Source organism: Streptomyces sp. bgisy159 (assembly GCF_057707805.1).
In genome coordinates, this window is sequence record NZ_JBYIQX010000048.1 from 12,352 (window position 1) to 30,586 (window position 18,235).

Here is an 18,235-nt window from a genome sequence, read left to right on the forward strand (position 1 = left end):
GATTCCCTCACAGCGGAGGACGACCGTCACCACGGGGGTGCCGGTGTGCAACCGATCGTCCGTATAGGGGGATTGAGGCTCCGGTGAGCCAGATCGTCATCAAGCGCCCGCCGCGTTCCCTGCCGCCCGAAGTGCCCTCGGAAGAGCTGCAACTGGAAGCTCCGCCCGAACTGCCGCGCGGGCAGCAGGAAGGCATGCTGATGCAGGTCCTGCCGACACTCGGCATGGGCTCGTCGGTGGTGTTCTACTTCGCGTCCCCGAACGCGCACCCCTTCATGCGGATCATGGGCGTCGTCATGCTCATGTCGACGGCCGCGATGGTGGTGTCGCAGATCGTCCGCTACCGCCGGGGTACGCAAGGGCAAATGGCCGACGTACGCCGGGACTACCTGCGCTACCTCGCCCAGACACGCCGCACCGTACGCAAGACCGCTCTGCGTCAGCGCGACGCCCAGTTCTACCTGCACCCGGCCCCGGAGCAGTTGTGGGCTGTCGTCGCAGAGGGCGGCCGGGTCTGGGAGCGCCGAGTGGCGGACGCCGACTTCGGCCAGGTGCGCATCGGTCTGGGCCCTCAGCAGTTGGCCACCCCCCTGATCGCCCCGCACACAGCCCCCGTGGACGAGTTGGAGCCGCTGTGCGCCGGGGCCATGCAGCGGTTCCTGGCCGTGCACGGACAGTTGGACGGCCTGCCGGTGGCGGTGTCGTTGCGCGCCTTCTACCATCTGACGGTCTCCGGGGAGCCCGAGAGCGCTCATGCCACGGCCCGCGCACTGGTCGCCCAAGCCACCACCTCGCACTCCCCCGACGACCTGGTGGTGGTCGTCGTGACGGCCCCGGGCGGGGTGAGCCGCTGGGACTGGACGAAGTGGCTCCCGCACTGCCAGATTCCGGGCCAGCTCGACGGATGCGGCACCCGACGCCTGTTCGGGGACGACCTCGGCGAACTGGAGCAACTGCTCGCCTCCCGGCTGGACGGCCGTCCGCGCTTCAGTCGTGACGGCCAGCCCCTGCTGGACCAGCCGCACATCCTGGTGGTCCTCGACGGTGGCATGGTGCCGCCCACATCGGCCTTCGCCGCGGCGGAGGGGCTCCAAGGAGTGACGATCATCGAGGTCGTCTCCGGCGAGCTCGACCAGCCGCGCGGAGACCTGTCGATCGTCGTACGACCGGAACGGCTGTGGCTCGACTCCGGCGACGGGTTCGTCTACGAGGGGATGCCCGACGCCATGTCCCTGCCGGCCGCCGAGGCGCTCGCGCGGCAGCTGGCACCGCTGCGCACGGGCGGTGGGGACGACGACGAGCCCTTGCTGGCGAACCTGGACTTCACCGACCTGCTGGGCTTGGGTGACGCCGCGTCGGTGGACGTCACGCGCACGTGGCGGCCCCGCTCCACGCCGGAGCGGCTGCGGGTGCCGATCGGTCTCGGTGAGGACGGGCAGCCCGTCATGCTGGACCTGAAGGAGGCCGCGCAGGACGGTATGGGCCCGCACGGCCTGTGTGTGGGAGCGACCGGGTCCGGAAAGTCGGAGCTCCTGCGGACGCTGGTCCTGGGCCTTGCGGTCACCCACTCCTCGGAGACGCTCAACTTCGTGCTCGCCGACTTCAAGGGTGGCGCCACCTTCGCGGGCATGTCACAGATGCCGCACGTGGCCGCCGTGATCACCAACCTGTCGGACGATCTCACCCTGGTCGACCGCATGGGTGACGCGATCCGCGGGGAGCTGCAGCGCCGCCAGGAACTGCTGCGTTCGGCCGGTAACTACGCCAACATCCACGACTACGAGAAGGCACGGGCGGCCGGCGCCGCGTTGGAGCCGCTTGCCTCGCTCGTCCTCGTGATCGACGAGTTCAGCGAACTCCTCACCGCCAAGCCCGACTTCATCGACATGTTCATCCAGATCGGACGCATCGGGCGTTCCCTGGGAGTCCATCTGCTGCTCGCCTCGCAGCGTCTGGAAGAGGGGCGGCTGCGGGGCCTGGACACCTATCTGTCGTACCGCATCGGTCTGCGGACGTTCTCCGCCGCCGAGTCCCGGGCGGCGCTGGGCGTACCGGACGCCTATCACCTGCCGTCCGTGCCCGGCTCGGGGTACCTGAAGTTCGGCACAGACGAGATGGTGCGCTTCAAGGCGGCCTACGTGTCGGGAACGTATCGCGCGGGCGGTCCGGACAGCGGTCAGAGCCGGATGTCCATCGAGTACCGGCCCGCCTTGTTCACGGCGGCGCCGGTACCCGCGGTCCACGCGGTGCCGGACCCGGCGCAGGCCCAGACGTCCGGACAGCGACCGGACGACGACGCACTGGCGGATACGGTGCTGGACGTCATCGTGCAGCGGCTGGAGGGCCAAGGCATGCCCGCCCACCAGGTGTGGCTGCCTCCGCTGGATCAGGCGCCGGCATTGGACCAGTTGCTGCCGGCCCTGTCGGTCTCCGCGGAGCGTGGTGTGCAGGCCTCGGAGTACACACGCCTCGGTGGCCTGACGGTTCCACTGGGGCTGGTCGACAAGCCCTTCGAACAGAAACGGGAACTGCTGTACCAGGACTTCTCGGCCGCAGCCGGTCACATGATGGTGGTGGGCGGTCCGCAATCCGGCAAATCGACACTGCTGCGCACCCTCGTCGCGTCCTTCGCCCTCACCCATACGCCACACGAAGTGCAGTTCTACTGCCTGGACTTCGGCGGCGGCGGTCTCACGGCCGTCGCTGACCTTCCCCATGTGGGCGGTGTGGCGTCGCGGCTGGATCCCGAACGCGTCCGGCGCACGGTCGCGGAGGTCGCAGGCATCCTCAACCGACGTGAGCAGTTCTTCCGCAGCAACGGAATCGACTCCATCGCCACCTACCGCCGCCGTCGCGCGGCGGGCGAGTTGCCCGGGGAAGCCTGGGGAGATGTGTTCCTGGTCATCGACGGCTGGGGCAACTTCCGCACCGACTACGAGGGCTTGGACTCAGTCGTCAACGACATCGCGGGCCGTGGTCTGGGCTACGGCATCCATGTCGTGCTGTCCGCGTCGCGGTACATGGAGGTGCGGGCGGCGCTCAAGGACCAGATCCTCGGCCGTCTGGAACTGCGGCTCGGTGACGCCATGGATTCCGAATTCGACCGCAAGGTCGCCGCGAACGTCCCGGCGGGGGTGCCCGGCCGCGGTCAGGTACCCGACAAGCTCCACTTCATGACGGCGTTGCCGCGTATCGACGCCTCCTCGGCGGCCGATGACCTCTCGGACGCCACGGCTCAGCTCGTCGATGCCGTGAAGGGCAACTGGCACGGCCCGGCGGCGCCGACCGTGCGGCTCCTCCCGCGGAAGCTGCCGGCCGACCAGTTGCCCAAGGGCTTCGAGTTCCCGCAGCACGGCATCGCGATCGGCATCGACGAGTCGAACCTGGAACCCGTGTTCGTGGACTTCGACACGGACCCGTTCTTCCTGGTCTTCGGCGAGAGCGAGTCCGGCAAGACCAATCTGTTGCGGCTGATCGCGAAACAGATCGCGGAGCGCTACACCCCGGCCGAGGCCCGCATCGTGGTCGGCGACTACCGGCGCACGATGCTGGAGGCCGTCTCCGAGGAACACCTGCTGGAGTACGCGCCCATGGCCTCGGCCATGCAGGTCCATATGGACGCGATCCGACAGTTCATGGAGATGCGCGCCCCGAAACCCGACATCACTCCGCAGCAGCTTCGCGATCGCAGTTGGTGGAGCGGCCCGCAACTGTTCGTCATCGTCGACGACTACGAACTGGTCGCCACCAACTCCGGCAACCCACTGTCGCAGTTGGTGGAGAACCTGCCGTTCGCGCGTGACGTGGGTGTCAAGTTCATCATCGCCCGCAGCGCCGCCGGGGCCTCCCGTGCCATGTACGAGTCGTTCATGCAGCGAGTGAAGGAGCTCGGCGCCCAGGGCGTGGTCCTGTCCGGCGATCCGACCGAGGGGGACATCCTCGGTAACGTCCGAGCCCGTCCCATGCCGCCCGGCCGCGGTGTCTTCGTCTCGCGCAAGCGAGGGACGCCCCTTATCCAGGTGGGCTTGCTTCCGCAACGCCACTAAGGTGATGGATCTGGTCGTGAAGAGACCGCTTCGACGGGGACAACGGGAGGACGACCGAGGTGACTGCGAACGGGGGCAACGTTGCGGGCGACGGCGTACCGGACACGGGGAAGGCGTTCGACACGCTGGCCGGCGTGAACCCGCAGATGGCGCTGAACATCCAGCACAGCTCACTGACGAGCTTCAAGAAGCGCGTCGACGAGTTGCTCATCGAACTCGACAGGTCGGAAGCGGCGCCCGGCAAGGTGGGTCAGGACCGTCTGCCGCGCGTCGAATTGGGCTCGTCCGACTTCAAGGAAGCCCAGTTCCTCTACGACTCGTACACCATCGTCCACGACGAGTTGGAGAACCTTTCCAAGGCCCTCGGCGCCCAGATCGAAGCCATGGGACTGGCGGTGCACGCGTCACGAGTGGGCTACGAGAACCTCGACGCGGACCTTCGAGCGCGGATGAAGCAGATCAACGCCGAGGCGGAGAAGTACTACGTCGTCGACCGCGATCCGTACGCCCAACCGCAGCGCACGTCGACGGCACCCACGCCCGCCCAGAACAGCGAGGAGGGGCTGTAATGGCTGACGCGGCCAAGCGGCCCGAGCCGAAGCTCGCTCGCACCGACTTCGAGTCGATGACCCATGAGCAGCTCGTGGCGATTCTGGCGTCCGCGAGTTCGGAAGGCGCCTCGCACCTCGCCGGCAAGCTAACGAAGGCGGCCGCGACCATCACCAGCATCGGCGACGACCTCATGACCCACGTCAAGGGTCTCGAGTGGCAGGGTGAGGACGGGGACACCTTCCGCGAGTGGGGCGGTCAGACCAGCAGCTCGGCCCTGCGCCTCGGCCAGTACGCCGAAGCCGCGGGGCGGTGGATGGAGACCGTGTCGCAGGCGGTCGCCGAAGCCAAGGCCGCCATGCCCGCCCGCTCGGAGACCACCCAGGCCCAGGCCGACCTCGCGGCAGCCAACTCGACGATCTCCGCGTCCAAGGAACCCGGGGCGCGCAACGACCCCGAGGCGCGAAAGCTCGCGCAAACGGCGGAGTCCCAGGCTGCGGCGGCCCAACAGCGAATCGAGGCCGCTCGGGCTGAGGCTGTCCAGCAGATGCGCAAGCTGGCTCAGACGTACGAATACTCGGCACAGCAGGTGAACAGCGTGACGCCGCCCACGTTCTCACCACCGTCGGCGCACATGGACAGCAAGCAGTGGCACAGCGATAACGAGTACGTAGCCGTCGGGGCCACGGGCGCTTCGGGCGCTGCTGCCGGCTCGTCCTATTCGGCCAGTGGTAGCAGCGGTGGAACACATGCCGCCCCCGTTCAACCGGTCTCCCCCGCAACTGGCAGCCACGTGACACCCGTTGCGGGGAGCGAACACATCGATCGGTCCCGGCCCGCGGCCGTGGAAATCAACAGCACGGGGATCCTGCCGGACGTATCGCGCCCGGTCACCACTGCGCTCCCGGGCCCGCAGCCCGGTGTCCCTCGTCCCGACGCGTCCACGCTTCAGCCAGGTGTCGTCCCGCCCGCCTACACCGGACAGGTCACGGGCGTCCCTCCGCGTGCTCCCTCCACCCCGCGTCCTCCTGCCGGCCTGGGGCAGAGCACTACGAGCGGAGGCACGGCCCGGATGTCGCGCGAGACCGGCATCATGGGGGGCCGCCCGATCTCTCCGACTTCCGGTCGGCCGGGCAGCATTCCCCGCGGGACCGTCATCGGTGACAGCGGGTCGCCCGGCCGCGCACCCATGGGACGCGGCTTCGCCCCAGGCACGCCGGGCAGCGCGGGTGCAGGACAGAGCGGAGTGACCGGTGGCCGCCGTCTCGCCTCGGAGACCGGTCGTGTCGTGGGCGGCCGCCCAGCCCAGCCGGGACGCTTGCCACGTCCTTTCACCCAAGGCGGGTCAGGCCTGGTACGACCGGCCGGTGCCGCCGATGCCACGCATGGCGCGACAACTGGTCGACCCACCGGAACCCACCCCGCCCGCTCGTCCACCGCCCGACGGGACGAGCGAGACACCCGGCGCCCGGACTACCTCACCGAAGAGGAAGAGACCTGGACGCCCAACAACCGGCGTAACGTCCCGCCAGTCGTCGGCTGAACCCGGCGCCCGTCCCTCCTGGAAGGCATATGCGTACCAGCAGCCTGCGAACCTTCAGGCACATCTCGGCGATGTCGACCGCTCTCGGCCTTCTGCTGGTGGGCTTGTCCGCTCCTGCTGCCCACGCCGAGTCGGTTCGCTCGCGTCAGTGGCACCTCGATGCCATGCACGCCGAGGAGATGTGGAAGGTAAGCACCGGGCGCGGGATCACGGTCGCGGTCATCGATACCGGAGTGGATGACTCCCTCGCCGACCTCGAAGGCCAGGTGCTGGCGGGCAAGGACTACTCCGACCTGAGCGGCGATGAGCACACCGACCCTGACGGACACGGCACCGGGATCGCCGCGCTCATCGCCGCCACAGGGAAGCGAGGATCCCTCAACGGCTCGTACGGCCTTGCGCCGGGGGCCAAGATCCTTCCCATCCGGCTGGAGCCCAGCGGCAACCTGTTCGGCAACTCGCAGTCGACGGCGGCCTATGCGGCGGAGATGAGTTCCGCGATCCGTTTCGCAGCGGACTCCGAGGCCCAGATCATCAACATCTCCGGAGGCACCTTCAAGGAGGAGGCCGACACCCCGGCCCTCGCCTCCGCCGTCAGATACGCCCTCGGCAAGGGAAAGCTGATCTTCGCGGCTGCCGGGAACGAAGGCGACAGAGCGAACCGGCCGGGCTATCCCGCGTCGGTGCCCGGGGTGGTCGCGGTGGGCTCGATCAACGAGAAGGTGAGGCGAAGCGCCTTCTCGGAGCATGGCCCCGAGATCGACGTCACCGCGCCCGGTGAAGACATGTATCACGCGTGTCCCGGTGGGACCGGAGTGTGCAAGTCCAGTGGTACCAGTGACGCCACGGCCATCGCCTCGGCATCCGCGGCCCTGGTCTGGTCCAAGCACCCGACCTGGACGAACAACCAGGTCCTCCGCGTGCTGCTCAACACCATGAAGGGGAACGAGCAGAGCAGGACGCGCAACGATGACTTCGGCTACGGCATCGTCCGGCCTCGAGTCGCCTTGCAGAACCCGGGCGATCCCGGTCCGGCGGATGAGTACCCCCTGCCGGATCTGGCCGCGGCGTCCTCTTCCTCTCCGTCCGCCAAGGCGTCATCGCCTGCGGGTGACGACGGCGAGGCTGATCGGAAGGCAGCGACGCGGGCGCCCGCTTCAGCAGCGGACGACACCCCTGTGCCGCTGTGGACTTCACTCGGTATCGCGGCGGTTGTGCTCCTCGGGGCCGCTTCGGCCATCTTCGCCGTCCGTACCAGGCGCCGACGCGCCACACAGCAGCCGACAGGTGCACCGTACCCACCCATGTACGCGCCCCAGGGCTCCCCGCAGCAGTCTCCGCCCTTCGGTCCGCCCCAGGGCGATGTCACTGGCACATCCTCCGAGGGGACTCCTGGTCCGGGCCGGCACGCCTGAACCGGTGAGCACATCGATCAGATCAGTCGTCCGATGACGGCGAGAAGGGACCAATGTGTCGTTCGACGAGATGTGGGGCCAAGCCCGGAGTAGTGCCGCGGCTCGTCAGCACAGCAGCATGCGGCTCAATCAGTTGCCCGCCGACGGAGGCGGGGGAGTCGCCGGCCAGGACTACGCCGTGACGTCTTCCGAGCTCAAGGCCGTCGGGAATGACGCCCAAGAGCTCTTCCACCACCTCGAGACGGACGCCTTCCACGCCGGTGCCCAGACCGACACCGCGGCCAACCAGCTCAACGAGGACGGCTTCGCCACGGGTTCGGCCCTGTGGACGGCCTGGGACACCTGGCGCTCTCAGGCAGAGGCACTGCTCAGCGCCTGCGCGCACATCCACAACCACCTCGAGGACACGGTCGTCACGCACACCAAGCACGAAGAGCTTCTTGCCACCAACCACACCCTCAAGCAGCTCACGCAGCACTTCAAGTGAGGCAATGACCATGGTGACCTTTGATCAGCTGTACCACGCACGCCTGGGCAGCCTCCAGAATTCCGTCGATGACTGGACCGAGACCATCACGAAACTGACGACGCTCGAGACGAGCGCGCAGGACGGCATGCTCAAGAAGGCCGAGAAAGCCGACTGGGCGGGTGAGAACGCCGGGGTGACACTTCCATTCGTGAAGAAGACCGCCAAGGAGTTCACAGACGCCGTCAAAGAGGCGACGAGTATCCGAAACATTTTGCGGGATGCACTGGCCGAGTTCAAATTTGCGAAAGCGGCCCTTACTAAGGTAGTCGAAGATGCACCCGGCAAGGGAATCAGGATTGACTCGAACGGAGCAGTCAGCTATCTGGTGCACCCCGATCGCCGGAGCAAGGACTACGACGGCCCGGAGCCCCAGGCAGCCGATTTCGAGAAGGTCCGTGCTGATATTTTGGCTTGTCTGGACAGGGCTAATGACGCGGACGACATAGCCGCCCGTGCACTGGGTACGCTCGTCGGCACCGACAAGAACAACTTCTCCGGCACCGAGTACGGCTCTCTCGAGCAGGCCGGAAGAGCCCAGGACGCCGAGGACGCCAAGGCAGCGGCGCAGATCGTGGCGAAGGGGGATGATGCCACTGTTCAGGAGATCGATCGCCTGAACAAGTACCTTCAGGACAATGACGGCGACCCGTATTTCGCCGAACGTTTTGCTTTGGAAGTGGGAGTCAAGGGGAACTTCGACTACTGGATGGACCTCGGCGATCCCAGTGATGGATCACGCCTGGCCATCGACAATCCAGAGCGCATGAAGGAGCTTCAGAAGAACTGGAGCATGACGTTGGCCACCGCCACACATTCCACCAGCCCCGCCATGGAGCAATGGAAGGCCGATGTCATCAAGTCCGGCACCACTGTGATTCAGAGTCACGGAACTTCAGCCTATGGTTTCCAGGTCATGAGCAGCCTCATGCGATACGGAAATTACGACACGAAGTTCCTCCACGACTACGGCGATGCCGTGGTTGTGGGCGAGAACAAGCTGACTCGCGACGGAGCCATCAAACCCAATCAGGCATGGGCAGTCGGCATGGGCGCCCCGCCACACCTGAGCTGGGACGGCAAAGGTCTTGGCAAGGACCCGATGTCGGGCTTCATGGAGGCACTCGGTCACAACGCGCGAGCTTCGACCGATTTTTTCAACAGTAAAATCGACCTGACGCCAGAGAATCACAACGACAACAAGACGGTCGATGCCTTCAAGTATTTCACGAAGGACCGCCAGTGGCCTGAGGACATTCACGATGGAGGTACCGACAGCAACTATGGGTACGAAAGTCTCGGGCATGCCCTGGAATCGGCCGCCACTGGCCATGCCTACGACGACCCGTCGCCTCAGCTCTCTCGCAACGACGACACCGCAAAGGTCATGGAGAAGGTGGTGGAGACGTATAGCGACCCTGCATTGTTGAAAAAACAGGAAGCCTTGTCCGGCAGCCTCGGGCGCATGGCGGCGGGCTACGTGGACGACATCAACTGGGCGCTCAATGAGAACGCGCCTGACAGTATGTTCGCCCCGAGGGCGGGAGAGCACGGTCATGTCGAGATCGGCATGGATGGCGCCCGGAAGTTCCTGAGTTCCCTTGGCCAGCACCCAGACGCCTACACCGAGGTTGCATACGCCGAGAGGCTCTACACGACCAGCGCGATGGAGGCACAGGTCGATACCAACGGTAATATTCACGAACCTCGTGTGCGAGAGGCGCTGCGTACCGGTGCCGAGGTTCAAGGAATGCTTGATCAGGCACGGGCGGACCAGGTTAAGGCAGAAGGCCTAAAGCGCGACGAGGAGTATAACAAGGCACTTGAAGAGCGTTCAGGCTGGGTGCAATTCGGAGCTGGCGTGGGCATCGCCGCTGGTGCTGCGTTCCTGCCTCCGGTGGCCGCAGCAGGCGTGGCAGGAACACTCATTCCACTCGCTACAGACCAGGGCACGGCACTCATCGGTAAGCTCGTCGGTGACGGCATCGGGGACTGGGCCCAGTCCGACCAAAAGGACAGCGGCGACGACATCCAGAAACAGCGGGCCAAGATTTTCCAGGTTGGCGAGTTCAACGCCGGATATCCTTTGAAGCATTTCCTGGCGGAGCATAATATCACCGCCGATGAGAGCAACTTCGCCCAGTCGCTGGAGACAGATCTGAACGCCGGCTACGGCAAGGGAACTGATCGGGAACAGCAGCAGGGCGTCACCCCGCAGACGTGAAGCAAGTGAGGGCCTGACAGATGGTTATCCGTGGACGTGCGGCCTCGCTGGCGCTGAGCCTGCTCCTGTGCGCAGGAGTGACCGCATGCCAGTCTTCCGACGACAACACCCAGGCGGCGCCCTCCACCGAAACAGTGGACGGCAACTGCGCCGGAGCTCTCGACGAGAATGCCGTCGCTGCTGCGGCAGCCCTGATCGACGCGACAAGGGTGCGCACGTCGACGGCTTCCGGCGGAATGACGGGCGCGGCCAAAGCGCTGGTGTCCGAGTATCGGAAGAATGGTATTTCCGAAGGCAGCAAAATCGGAGTCTGCTGGATCTACCGATCCAGTAAGGACCTGAGCGACATCACTGTTTCTTTCTCTTTCGCGACGCAAATTCCGGACGCCAAGAAAACAGCTTCGGTCTTCACTCCGTACAAAATGGGTGCACTTGCATTGGCCGGGAACCAGTCCGCGGCCCTCTACATGAGGTGCACAAGCAGCGAGTTCGATCCGGACGGCAGCAAAGAATCATTCCTCATCAGAGGCGAGACACGGAATCGATACGAGCCGGACGGCAACGATGTTGCCGTTCAGAAGCGGAATCTTACCGTCGCACATTCCGTAAGTTTTGCTATGGCCAAGGCGCTGCGGTGCGAGAACAACGCTGGCCTTTCAGGAGCATTCGAAATGCCAAGCAAGGCATGAAGGGCCGAGGGGGAGGTGGCGATCTTTCGCCACCTCCCCCTCGGCATCTCACGCTGCTGCAGCCGGACGCGTCAGCCCATCAGCATGCGGAATCGCGCCGCGTTGCCCTTGTCCATGTCGCTGTAGCCGACGACCGAGTCGTCGAGGAGCCGGGCGATGCGGGCCAGCTTCTGGCACATCTGGTCCATCTCGCTGCTGCTGCTGCGCTGGATCTCGGTGTAGGCGGTCTTCGCCTCGCCCTCCCAGGTCTCGGCCACTGCCTTGACGCGGCGCATGAGGGTTTCGAGCTGCTCGGAGAGGTTCTTCGCCGTCGCGCGGACGTCGTTGGCGGCCTGCGTGACGGTGTCGTAGTTGACGGCTGTGCGATCGGCGTTGTTGACACTCATGATGCGTTCTTCCCCTTGGTGGAATGCGGCGCTGGGCTCAGGCGAGATCCGTGATGCGGCTGGTGACCTGGTAGGAGTTGTCCACCTTGCGAATGTCGGCGATGCGTTCCTGCTCCTGGTCGGTGAAGCCGCCGACGCTCGCACGCATCGCCTCCTCCAGGTCGACGAGGTCGTCCTGGAGCTTCTTGAGGTTCTGGTTCACTCCCTGCTGGACCGTGTCGAACTCCTTGCCCGCCGCGCCCTGCCACCCGGCCTGGATCATGTCCACCACGCGGTTGAGTGAGGCGACCCGGTCGCTCACCTCGTGGTGAAACGAACGGATGTCGTTGGCGAGCCCTGTCAGGGACTCCGCACTGAGGTCAATACTCATATTCCTCTTGCCCTCCTGTTGAGGCTGTGGTGACCTTCACCACCGCGACGGGTCCGCCTGGTTGATGTCCAAGCTCTCCTGGCGGGCAAGTTCTGCTCCGACTCCTCGCGCTAGGCGCAGTCGCAGCGTCGCGCCGCCCCCGTGCCGTATCACTCACGTGACACCGGAAGCCACTCTAGTCACTTGGCATGACGCTTCCAACTGCAAAGCCGGACAAGCGCATTGTGCAAGTACCGAGTCGGGCCCTACCCGGGGCAGTACTGTGACCAAGGAACGTTCGTACGTCGTGAAAGGACCGCCCGACGATGGCTGAAGCGCCGGAGGAACTCAAGGCACGCAAGGAGAGGGAGCGCGATGAGTTGTACGCGCTCGACATCTCGGGCGTCGAGTGGCACTGCGCGCCGGGGACCGAGGAGCACGAGGAGCGGGTGGAGATCGCCTATCTGCCCGGCGGAGCGGTGGCCATGAGGTCGTCCCTCGACCCGGACACCGTACTGCGGTACACGGAGGCCGAGTGGCGGGCCTTCGTCCTGGGTGCCAGGGACGGGGAGTTCGACCTTGAGCCGGCGGAACACAACGGGGGCCTGGCCGCCGCCGAGTGAGCTTGGCCAGTTGGGGGGCGAGCCCGTGGCGCCCCCCTTCAGGCTCGTCGGCGTCAGTGCTTCAGCCCCTCGGTTCCGTAAGCCAGCAGCATCAGCACTGGGTCCTTCGACTTCTCGTCGTCCAGCACGAGTTCTCGTCTCGAGAAGACGACCCTGCCATGTTCCACGACGATGTCCGACTGCAGAGGATCACCCAGCTTCGCCCCGTCATCCTCCGGGAGGAGGAGGAAGAGCAGCGGGGTCTCCTTGTCCGTCTGTGGGTTCCAGGCCACCACCGCCGCGAAATCAGTGCCTACGCCGGCGCTCTGCCTGAAGATCAACAGATCGTCGCCACTCATCCGCAAGGGATGGACCCCCCTGAACGGACGGCCCTCGAACTTCCCCGCCGAGTGGCCCGTCTTGAGGTCAAAGGCCACGATCCAGTTCCGAGGTTGGTCGATGGACGTGTTCTCCTTGCTCGTGACGAACACGTGGTCGCGGCCGACGACCACTCCGTCGCAGACCTCCACCACCCCGAAGAGCGGGTCCACGTAGGACCGCGTGTCGCAGTCGGCCTCATAGCCGTCCAAGGAGATGGTGGCCATGTGCCTGCCCTTGTCGTCAAGGGAGATCAAATCCGTGACCATGGTGTCCCCGGCGGCGACGGCGATCACCGGTGGGTCGGACGAGGGCAGGTAGGCGGTGGAGACGCCGTCGGCGATCCGGTACGTCCACCGCTCCTTTCCGGTACGCGGATCAAGTCTCTGTACCTGGAAGGTCCGGTTGGGCGCCGCACCGCAACTGAGCAGCGCCAGCAGTGCCCTGCCACCGGCGAAGCCGCGGTCCTCACATTTGGAGGTGGTGGTGCTGTTCCAGAGTTGCCCGCCGCTCTTCATGTCGTACGCCACCGAGCCATGGCCCCATGCCACCGCAACCACCCCTTTGGTCAGGGTGAGGTTGGTGTTGGTCGCATAGGCGAACTCGGCCGCAGGCATCGTCTTCTGCCACAGTTTCTTGCCGGTGTTCAACTCGAAGAACACCACTTCGTCGCAGACACCCTTGTCGTTCGGGGTCCCGTTCTTCCTCTTGTGGGGTTGGACGGCGACGGCGGTACGGCCGTCCACGGTGACATGGCGGCTGACGGCACAGATATGGCCATCGAGATCGAGTCTCCAGGCCGGCTTGTCCTTCCAGTCGAAGCGATAGCCTTCGATCCGGTTGGCAACGCCCTTCGCCACGATCTTGTCGGTGACCCAGGTACCAGGCGCGTAGCGGGGACGGTCCTGGCTGGCTTTGGTCAGGCCTTCCTCATCCCGCTCGGTGACGAGCACGCCCTCTGGTGAGACCGGGGGCCTCTCGACCGTCTCCCTGATGTCGTCCGCCGCCGCTCGGGCCGCCGCAGGGCTCCCGTGGCCCTTCGCCTGCCCGCTCGCCCCGTCCCACAAGAACCAGCCGCCCACACACACCAGGGCGAGGGCGGTACCTCCGGCCACCGCGGCCAGGCGGCGGCGGTGGCTCCTGCGCTTCTTGTCCGAGGCCAGCGCGGACTCGGTGTAGACCGATGGCGGTGGGCCGAAGCTCACGGCTGCAGATCCTTTCGATTGCGGCGCAGATCACGGGCGACGACCGTGATGCCGGTGATGATCACTACCACCACCAGGGCGATGCCCAGGCCGTAGGTGGCATAACGCTCATCGCGTTCCTGGGCTGTCTCAGCGAGCGAGAAGGGGGCCACGTCAGGCGCTGCCGCCCGTGCCGGGCCGGGATCGGGAACCGGTACGGACGGAGGGTCGTCGATGTCCGACTCCTGTACGGCACGAACCGGGTCGACGACACCCCAGCCGACATAATTGTCGTGGCCGTTGATCGAGCGTTCCGCAGTCTGTTCGATCTGGGTGACGATCTGGGCGGTGCTCCAGTCGGGGTGCTTCTCCTTCAGCAGGGCAGCGACGCCGGCCACGAACGGCGCGGAGAAGCTGGTGCCGTTGTCCGTGCACTGGCCCCCTCCCGGGACCGTCGAGACGATGTCCACACCGGGGGCGGCGACCCCGACGAAGGAGCCTGCCTGCGAGAAGCCGGCCCGTTCGTTGTTGCGGTCGGAGGAGGCGACTGCGAGCACACCGGGGAAGGCCGCCGGGTAGGTCTTCTTGGTCTTGCCGTCGAGGCCGTCATTGCCCGCGGAGGCGACCACGACGACTTTGGCGGCGATGGCCTTGCGTACCGCTTCGGCCAGAGCGGAGGTGGCCGACAGAGGTTTCGTGGTGTCCTGGGAAATGTTGATGACATCGGCGCCCTTGCTCACCGCGTAGGTGATGGCGTCGGCCATCGTGTCGGAGTCCCCGCTGTTGTCGGCGTCGTTCTGGCGGATCGGAATGATCGTGGCATTCGGAGCCAGTCCTACGAAACCGGTATCGCTGTGTTGCCGGGCCGCGATGATGCCGGCGACCTTCGTGCCGTGTCCCACCTCGTCGTTGGTGGGATCGCCGCCCTTGCCCTTGGTGAGGTAGTCGCGGCCGGCCGCCTTGTCGACCGCGGCGGCCAGTTGCGGGTTCTTGTCATCCACACCTGTGTCGATGACCGCCACCCTGACGCCCTTGCCCCTGTTGGTGCCCTGCCACAGCTGGTCCAGCAGGACGCGCTGCAACGACCAGGGGCGCCCTTTGATCTGAGGGGCGGGAAAGGTGCACGCGCCGCTGCCGTCCAGCTCCGCGGACGCCCGTGGTCCGGGCGCCGGAGCGGGCGCGGACGGCCAGGCACCGAGCGCTGTCACAAGAGCGGCCGTTACCAGCAGGGTTGTCCTAGTCGGCGACACCGTTGGGTGCTCCTGTCCTCGTCCGTGAGTGTCTCGGTCCGGCAGGGTCACGAACCCTGAGGCTGGCGTGCGCTGTTGGTGTCGAGGCGCGGGCCCCTGGCCAGGAACTCCGACCAGACGAGCGGCACCTTGACCGGCCGCACGTTCTGGTAGCCCAGCTTGACCTGGGCCTCACTGGGTTCAGGGCTGCCGTCGGAGGACTTCTCCCGGTCGCCCGTGCCGATGTCGGACTTGGCGCTGTCGCTGTCGCCGTTGGCCTGCACGGCGTACCGCAGCCCGGTGTCGGTGACGAGGAAGAGGGATCCCGCGGCCGTCTCCTTGCCCTGGAGCTGGGTGTACAGCAGTCCGGTGCCAGGCGTGACGTACGTGCCGGTGCCGTCGGCCGTGATCTCAACGGGGTAGTCGGTGCCGGCCCACGTGCTCAGAGTCGTCCGGTTGTCGTCCCCCACGGAGCGCAGCACGCTGCACACGGTGTCGCGGCCGGAGCCGGGAGCCGCGGAGTTCACCTGGCGGGCACGGTGCTGCGGCCAGTCGGCGGGTTGACCCTCGAAAGGCTCGGGATCTGCCGTGAAGTCCTGCAAGCCCACAGCGCGGGCCTGCCCGTTCATGTTCAGCTGCGCCGTCTGCGGCGAGCTGATCAGGAGCCAGGCGGTGAATTCGCTGACCGGCCGCACCGAGCCGGGCAGCACGACGTAGTACTGCGTGCCCTCGCCGGTCTCGGTCTTCAGGACCATACCGACCTTGTTCTCCTCCGCCGAGAGGTTGCCGGGGACCCTCGCGGGGGATCCGACGCCGGCGGGGAGCCGGGGGAAGCGGAGGGGTGCGCCCTGGTGGAGGGTGGCCAGCCACTCCTTGGTGACCGACTGGGGCTGCTGAGAGCCCACGAGGGCGACGGTGAGCGCGTCCGAAGTGGTGCCGGTGACGGCGTACGAGGTGCCCTGGGAGTCGACGAGATACCGCTCGCCCGTGCGGGTCTTGACGTAGAGCACATCACCGCCGGAGAGCCGCCGGGAGCCCTCCGTACGCTTCTCGTCGCGGTCGGCGAGGACGAATGTGGCCTCTTGGACGGTGCCGCCCTTGCCGCCCGGCTGTTCACAGACGGCCCAGCGTTTGGCCTTTCCCGCCTCCCCCGGAGACGGCAGGCGGTCGGGGGCGTAGGGAATGCCCAGGATGGGGCCGCGCGGAGGACGGCCTGAGTCCAGGATGTCGTCACTGACTTGGATGACCTTGTACGAGGCGTCGTTCATCAGCAAGCGTGCCGAAGCCAGGTTCAGCACCGGATGCAGTCGGGTGTTCTTCCCGGTCTTGAGAACGACGTAGCGCGTCGTCGACTGCTTGCCCACGATGACGCGGGTGCCGGGTGTGTCCCAGCCCGTCGGCGCGGTCGGCTGGAACATGCCCCAGGCTCCGAAGACGGCGAGAGCCAGGGCGCCCGCGATCAGACTCGGTACCACCGCGCGCAGTGGTTTCGGGGCGCCTTCCTCCGATCCCGAGGGCGAGGGCTGCAGAAAGGCCGCCAAGGTACGTCGCTTCGCGAACGTGTAGGCGTTGAGCTCGTCCCGCCGTGATGCCATGACTGTCTGTCTCTCCCCGTGCCGTGCCGGGGGTCGCAGTCCCCCGCCCGTCATTGTCAGACCGGGCCCCTACTATGCCTGTTGACGAGTGGTGCAAGTGGGGCGGGGTAGGGTGCTGTGCGCATCCGGGCCATCGCCCGACGAGGTTTTTCAGGTGAGTACGGGGGGTTTGCAGTGATGGCTTCCGCAAGCCGGGCGCGGTCGCGGGGGCGGACGGCCGCGGTGTCGTCGCCGACCACCGTGACTCCCGCTGCCAGGCCCGCTGTCACGCTTCGACTCGAGGCCCGGTCGGGCCGATCCGGAGCGGTGCGTCTGCAGCAACTGCTCCTGGTGGAGATCACTGCGGCGTTGTTGCTGACCGCTTGGGTCATCGCCCCCTGGGCCCTGGTTCCCGCGGGCATGGTCGGCGCCGGACTGTTGGGCGTCGCCTTCGCCAGGCGCCGGGGCCGCACCTTGCCCGAATGGCTGGCTACCGCAAGGGGCTTGAAGGCGCGCCGGAAAGCCGCCGCGAGGCTGACACTGCCACCGGGGACGGAACCTGGACTGGCTCCCGCAGTGGAATGCGACCCGAGCCTGCGGACCTATGCGTACGGCGGTCACGATCGCAAGCCGGTCGGGATCGTCGGGGACGGTACGTTCGTCACCGCGGTACTCCAAGTGGAGGCGGACTCAACGGCGATGCGGGCGGAACGCGGCCGGCATCCCCTGCCGCTGGGTCTGGTGCGCGACGCCTTGGACGTGGACGGGATTCGCCTGGAGTCGGCTCAGGTCGTACTGCACACTCAGCCGGCGCCCGCCCTGCACCTGCCTCCGCAGTCCGTTGCGGTTTCCAACTACCTGCCGCTCCAGGAGCAGACCGGCGCCCCGGCGGTGCGCATCACATGGATCGCCTTGAAGCTCGACCCCGAACGGTGCGCCGAGGCGGTGGCGGCCCGCGGGGGCGGTCTCGTGGGGGCCCAGAAGTGTGTCATCCGTGTGGCGGACCATCTCCGGAGCCGGTTGACGGGCGCCGGATTCCGCGTGACCGTCCTGGACGAGGAGGAGCTGACCACCGCTCTCGCCACCTCGGCGTGTGCCAATCCTCTGGTGACGGCGGAGGCCGGCCGAGCAGGGACTCTTGAGCGACGCACCGAGGAGTCCAGCCGGAGTTGGCGCTGCGACAACCGCCGGCACACTACGTACTGGGTGCGGCGATGGCCGCCGGTGGGCGGGGGTCCCGGTCCGTCCTTGCCGCAGTTCATCGCCCTGCTCACCGCGATACCCGCCCTCGCCACAACCTTCAGTCTCACCCTCGGGCGCGGGGACCGGCAGGAACTGTCGCTGGCGGGCCACGTCCGGGTCACGGGTCGTAGCGACGACGAACTCGTGGCAGCACGGCGTGCGCTGCAGGACGCTGCCCGGCACGCGGGCGCGGGACTCACCCGGCTGGACCGGGAGCAGGTGCCCGGCGTACTGGCCACTCTGCCCCTTGGAGGTGCCTGGTGACATCGAGAGTGACGACCCCTGCCCGGACCACCACC

General features: G+C 66.7%; 14 protein-coding genes. 9 read left to right on the forward strand and 5 right to left on the reverse strand.

From position 1 onward, the window contains the following. The first annotated feature begins 83 nt into the window (after positions 1 to 83). The 7 genes from eccCa to AC3ET3_RS31130 all read left to right on the forward strand — a co-directional run bounded on the left by eccCa (position 84) and on the right by AC3ET3_RS31130 (position 10,992). The gene (eccCa, locus tag AC3ET3_RS31100) at positions 84 to 4,046 is read left to right on the forward strand and encodes a type VII secretion protein EccCa (RefSeq protein WP_435613320.1); all 3,963 of its coding nucleotides are present in this window, start codon (positions 84 to 86) and stop codon (positions 4,044 to 4,046) included. A 59-nt stretch (positions 4,047 to 4,105) separates the two neighbouring features. Next, positions 4,106 to 4,615 (forward strand): DUF2563 family protein, encoded by a 510-nt coding sequence (locus tag AC3ET3_RS31105; protein WP_432155627.1) that lies wholly within the window; start codon positions 4,106 to 4,108, stop codon positions 4,613 to 4,615. Next, on the forward strand, positions 4,615 to 6,138 hold the full coding sequence (locus AC3ET3_RS31110; RefSeq protein WP_432155626.1) for a WXG100 family type VII secretion target: 1,524 nt from the start codon (positions 4,615 to 4,617) through the stop codon (positions 6,136 to 6,138). The genes AC3ET3_RS31105 and AC3ET3_RS31110 overlap by 1 nt, the downstream gene beginning before the upstream one ends. Before the next feature lie 29 nt (positions 6,139 to 6,167). Beyond that, positions 6,168 to 7,553, forward strand: a complete 1,386-nt coding sequence (mycP, locus tag AC3ET3_RS31115) for a type VII secretion-associated serine protease mycosin (RefSeq protein ID WP_432155625.1) — start codon at positions 6,168 to 6,170, stop codon at positions 7,551 to 7,553. A gap of 178 nt (positions 7,554 to 7,731) precedes the next feature. Next, a complete protein-coding gene (locus AC3ET3_RS31120) occupies positions 7,732 to 8,040 on the forward strand; it encodes a hypothetical protein (protein ID WP_432155624.1) in 309 nt (102 codons plus the stop codon). A gap of 4 nt (positions 8,041 to 8,044) precedes the next feature. After that, positions 8,045 to 10,303, forward strand: coding sequence for a hypothetical protein (locus AC3ET3_RS31125; protein WP_432155623.1), 2,259 nt, complete (start codon positions 8,045 to 8,047; stop codon positions 10,301 to 10,303). Between the two features lie 20 nt (positions 10,304 to 10,323). Beyond that, complete coding sequence (locus tag AC3ET3_RS31130; protein ID WP_432155622.1) at positions 10,324 to 10,992, forward strand: hypothetical protein; 669 nt, start codon at positions 10,324 to 10,326, stop codon at positions 10,990 to 10,992. A gap of 71 nt (positions 10,993 to 11,063) precedes the next feature. Here AC3ET3_RS31130 and AC3ET3_RS31135 read toward each other — a convergent pair whose 3' ends face one another. Together AC3ET3_RS31135 and AC3ET3_RS31140 are read right to left on the reverse strand one after the other, a co-directional pair. Beyond that, on the reverse strand, positions 11,064 to 11,378 hold the full coding sequence (locus AC3ET3_RS31135; protein ID WP_432155621.1) for a WXG100 family type VII secretion target: 315 nt from the start codon (positions 11,376 to 11,378) through the stop codon (positions 11,064 to 11,066). A gap of 37 nt (positions 11,379 to 11,415) precedes the next feature. Then, positions 11,416 to 11,748 (reverse strand): WXG100 family type VII secretion target, encoded by a 333-nt coding sequence (locus AC3ET3_RS31140; RefSeq protein WP_432155620.1) that lies wholly within the window; start codon positions 11,746 to 11,748, stop codon positions 11,416 to 11,418. 305 nt (positions 11,749 to 12,053) lie between these two features. Between AC3ET3_RS31140 and AC3ET3_RS31145 the strand changes: the two genes are divergently transcribed. After that, entirely contained in the window at positions 12,054 to 12,350 is a 297-nt protein-coding gene (locus AC3ET3_RS31145) for a DUF397 domain-containing protein (protein WP_432155619.1), read from the forward strand. Positions 12,351 to 12,403: 53 nt separating this feature from the next. Here the strand turns inward: AC3ET3_RS31145 and AC3ET3_RS31150 are convergent, their stop codons facing one another. Genes AC3ET3_RS31150 through eccB form a run of 3 tightly spaced genes read right to left on the reverse strand, consistent with a single transcriptional unit; the run spans position 12,404 to position 16,715 of the window. Next, the gene (locus tag AC3ET3_RS31150) at positions 12,404 to 13,912 is read right to left on the reverse strand and encodes an outer membrane protein assembly factor BamB family protein (RefSeq protein ID WP_432155618.1); all 1,509 of its coding nucleotides are present in this window, start codon (positions 13,910 to 13,912) and stop codon (positions 12,404 to 12,406) included. Beyond that, positions 13,909 to 15,141, reverse strand: a complete 1,233-nt coding sequence (mycP, locus tag AC3ET3_RS31155) for a type VII secretion-associated serine protease mycosin (protein WP_435613322.1) — start codon at positions 15,139 to 15,141, stop codon at positions 13,909 to 13,911. Before mycP (AC3ET3_RS31155) ends, AC3ET3_RS31150 begins: the two co-directional genes overlap by 4 nt. A gap of 47 nt (positions 15,142 to 15,188) precedes the next feature. Beyond that, positions 15,189 to 16,715 (reverse strand): type VII secretion protein EccB, encoded by a 1,527-nt coding sequence (gene eccB, locus AC3ET3_RS31160; protein WP_432155617.1) that lies wholly within the window; start codon positions 16,713 to 16,715, stop codon positions 15,189 to 15,191. A 177-nt stretch (positions 16,716 to 16,892) separates the two neighbouring features. Between eccB and eccE the strand changes: the two genes are divergently transcribed. Further along, entirely contained in the window at positions 16,893 to 18,200 is a 1,308-nt protein-coding gene (eccE, locus tag AC3ET3_RS31165) for a type VII secretion protein EccE (protein ID WP_432155616.1), read from the forward strand. The last annotated feature ends 35 nt before the right edge of the window (positions 18,201 to 18,235 follow it).